This is a genomic window from Psychroserpens damuponensis (genome assembly GCF_000826655.1).
GTDB lineage: Bacteria > Bacteroidota > Bacteroidia > Flavobacteriales > Flavobacteriaceae > Psychroserpens > Psychroserpens damuponensis.
On sequence record NZ_JXJO01000054.1, the window covers coordinates 1 to 3,155 of the forward strand.

4 protein-coding genes are annotated in these 3,155 nt (G+C 30.0%); all 4 read left to right on the forward strand.

Annotated features, from left to right (window positions below; genetic code table 11):
- Nucleotides 1–72: 72 nt before the first annotated feature.
- The 4 genes from TD29_RS17225 to TD29_RS17240 all read left to right on the forward strand — a co-directional run bounded on the left by TD29_RS17225 (nt 73) and on the right by TD29_RS17240 (nt 2,939).
- A complete protein-coding gene (locus TD29_RS17225) occupies nt 73–312 on the forward strand; it encodes a ribbon-helix-helix domain-containing protein (RefSeq protein WP_036578964.1) in 240 nt (79 codons plus the stop codon).
- The gene (locus TD29_RS17230; protein ID WP_040282714.1) at nt 305–592 is read left to right on the forward strand and encodes a type II toxin-antitoxin system RelE/ParE family toxin; all 288 of its coding nucleotides are present in this window, start codon (nt 305–307) and stop codon (nt 590–592) included. The genes TD29_RS17225 and TD29_RS17230 overlap by 8 nt, the downstream gene beginning before the upstream one ends.
- A 159-nt stretch (nt 593–751) precedes the next feature.
- Nucleotides 752–1,597: a hypothetical protein gene (locus TD29_RS17235; RefSeq protein ID WP_040282716.1), complete on the forward strand. Its 846-nt coding sequence runs from the start codon at nt 752–754 to the stop codon at nt 1,595–1,597.
- 160 nt (nt 1,598–1,757) lie between these two features.
- Nucleotides 1,758–2,939 carry a putative phage abortive infection protein gene (locus TD29_RS17240; RefSeq protein WP_040282718.1) on the forward strand — a complete coding sequence of 394 codons (1,182 nt, stop codon included), beginning with the start codon at nt 1,758–1,760 and terminating at the stop codon, nt 2,937–2,939.
- Nucleotides 2,940–3,155 lie beyond the last annotated feature (216 nt).

A 3,155-nucleotide genomic window follows, 5' to 3' on the forward strand; every position in this document is an offset into this window, starting at 1 on the left:
ATACACAAACACGTTGGCTACAATTTGCAAATGATTCGTAATTGATGTATATTTACACCAAACAATAAAATTATGTCAAGACAAAGTATATCATTTACAGAACCTAACGACGAATGGCTGAAAGCACAAGTCAATGGAAAAGAATATTCTAGCAAAAGCGAATTAGTAAACGATTTAATTAGACAAGCTAGAAAACAACAAGTCGAAATTGATTGGGTTCGAACTAAATTGGAAAAAGCTGAAAATAGCGGATTTACAAGCGAATCGAAAAATGAAATTTTAGCTCAATCAAAAACTTTACTGAATGGCTAAATATCGATTAAGTAATGAAGCTAAAAATGACTTAATCCGAATCCATCACTATGGAGTTAAAAAATTTGGAATGACTCAAGCGGATAAATACTTTGAATCATTCTTTGAATATTTTGAAATTATTTCCCAAAGGCCTTTTTCATTCGAGTCGGTTAATTATATAAGAAAAGACTACAGAAGGTGTGTTTGCGGAATAGATAGTATCTACTATAAAATAAATAATGACGTTGTTGAAATAATGGCAATTGTCGGAAGACAAGATTTAAACGACATACCGTAATCTGAATAATAAAAACTGTTGCCAACACCGTGTATAATTAATTGCTTTATTGAGCTTACTTGCGAATATTCCTGCGGAATATTCTCTGGTCCGTAAAAGTTTGCTAACTTAGCTACCAAACCACGCAACTAACCATACACAAACACGTTGTGTACAATTATGAAAAACTACCTGCTAATCATATTAATTTCAGTTTATTCTTCGAGCTTTTCGCAAGTACAAATTGACACATCTGATATCAAATTAATAAGATTTGAATGGAAAATAAACAACAAAGAAAAAGACACCACACTACGGACAATTTTAACCGAGTATAGAAGTGGATTTTTCAAGTTAAAGTGGAATTTATCTGATGATATTAATTCTTCAACTGATTACTCACCTACCTTCATTTCAAAAGGAATTATTAAAAACGAAATAGGAAATGACGAAATAGAAAATAGAGATTCAAGAATATTTATAACTGAATCAAGTAATGGAATCTTAAAAACTTATTACGATAATTATCAAAACCCTGACAGTATTGTTATTTTGAACTATAAACCTGTATTCAAAAAATCTAAATTTATTGTACAAAAGGAATATAAGAGAAAGGGTAAATTAAAATATATCTCAGAAGATTTGAATGGTAGGAAAAATTACAAATACAATCTATTTGGAAAGTTAAGAACGGTTGAACATTATAACACAGATTCAACTCTTTATAAAATAAGTCATTACAAGAAAGACCTTTTAATCTTGGAGACAAAACCAAAATACCAGAGCGAAATTACATATGAGTATAATAAAAATAATAAGCTAATAAAATCATCAGGCAGCTATGCAGTTACAGAATACGAATACAACGAACACGGACTAAAAAAAATAGAAAAATTTTCTAGAAAAAATAATGTTGTGATGAACTATACGCTGTACTTTTATAAAGAAAATGGAACGTTAGAACGAAAAAAAGAATTTGGTGAAAATGATATTTTAATTAACGAATTTATCTATGAGTACAAATAACTGTACACAACACCGTGTATAATTCATTGCTAGTACATGCCTACTTACGAAAGTCCTCGCGGACTTTCTATCTGTGATTTATTTGCTAACTTTAGTGCTTAAACACGCAACGAAATCATACACAAAACCGTTGGCAACAAGCTGAAAAACGACAAACTGAATGACAAAAACGATACAATTTTTTGCTTGGGCATTTTTAGTGCTTGGATGTATAATTCTGATTGTCTTTCTAAATAAAGCCTCTATTGATGGCTATACAATTTCAAATGGAGTTCCTACAAACTACGAAACAACCGGACAATTTGGAGATTTTATTGGAGGAGTTGTTGGTACTTTTTTTGCATTAGTCGGAACGCTTCTAATTTTTCTGACTTTTAAAGAGCAAGCGAAAAACAATAAACGAAATGCATTTGAATCGTCATTTTTTGAAATGATAAGGTTATATAGAGCTAATGTAAACGACATAACTTATAGTAAAACAAAGAACAACGAAAAAAATGAATATCAAAAAAGACAAGTTTTCCGACTAATATATAATGAGTTTATAGAATGCTATAGAGAAGTAAAAAAGTTCTCTAATTCATCAAAAGTTTCGGACTACATTACACCTAAATACGAGGAAAAACTTTTAGAAATCACTAAAAGAATTAATCCAAATATTAGTTTAATAGAAATGGCAATAATCGATATTGCATATACCATTGTATTTTATGGTTTAGGAACTGAAGGAGAATCACTTGTAAGAAGAAACTTTAAAAATAAATATAACACTAAATATTACTTTAAACTTCTTTATTACATCAAATTGAAACCCAAAAAATCAAATACTGCTCGTTCAAATGGTTGGAAATTAATTAGAAAAATGGAATTGGTTAAACTTCATCCATTGATAGATGATTTATATGCTAACAGAGAAACACCAGAAAAAATCGAAAACCTATCTTCCGCACTTGCGCAAGAATTGCCTATGGACAAACCATATGAAAAATATTATGGTGGACATCAGTTTAGACTTGGACATTATTATAGACATTTATTTCAAAGCTATAAGTATCTAAACGAGCATCCTGATTTGAATCAAGATGAAAAATATCAATACGGAAAAATGTTAAGAGCTCAACTTTCAACCTATGAGCAAGCATTAATAATGTTTAATAGCATTTCTGCTCTTGGTATGAAATGGGAATTCACGCCCGAAAAACCAAAAAATTCAGATATTAAAACGAACTTAATAACAACTTACAATTTGATTAAAAATCTGCCAGGAGAACATCTTTATGGCATAAAATATAAAACTTATTATAAAGACGTCGATTATGAAACTGACGAACATCTGATGTAAAAGCCAGTTGCCAACAACGTATATAGCTCATAGCTAGTCAGTTGCTTAATCGAAGTTAAGGCGTTTTTGGAAAGTCGCCAAATTTTTAAATTTGACGATTTCCAATAAAAAAGATAAATAGTAAAATTTAAAAATCTGGCTTGTGCTTAATCCGAAAATAATTGTCTAATTTGGACGCTACGAGCCATATACAAAACCGTTAGCTTTAATGCTCAA

Coding starts and splice junctions, on each gene's coding strand:
- TD29_RS17230 (WP_040282714.1), top strand. CDS start 305: ATGGCTAAATATCGATTAAGTAATGAAGCTAAAAATGACTTAATCCGA.
- TD29_RS17235 (WP_040282716.1), top strand. CDS start 752: ATGAAAAACTACCTGCTAATCATATTAATTTCAGTTTATTCTTCGAGC.
- TD29_RS17240 (WP_040282718.1), top strand. CDS start 1,758: ATGACAAAAACGATACAATTTTTTGCTTGGGCATTTTTAGTGCTTGGA.
- TD29_RS17225 (WP_036578964.1), top strand. CDS start 73: ATGTCAAGACAAAGTATATCATTTACAGAACCTAACGACGAATGGCTG.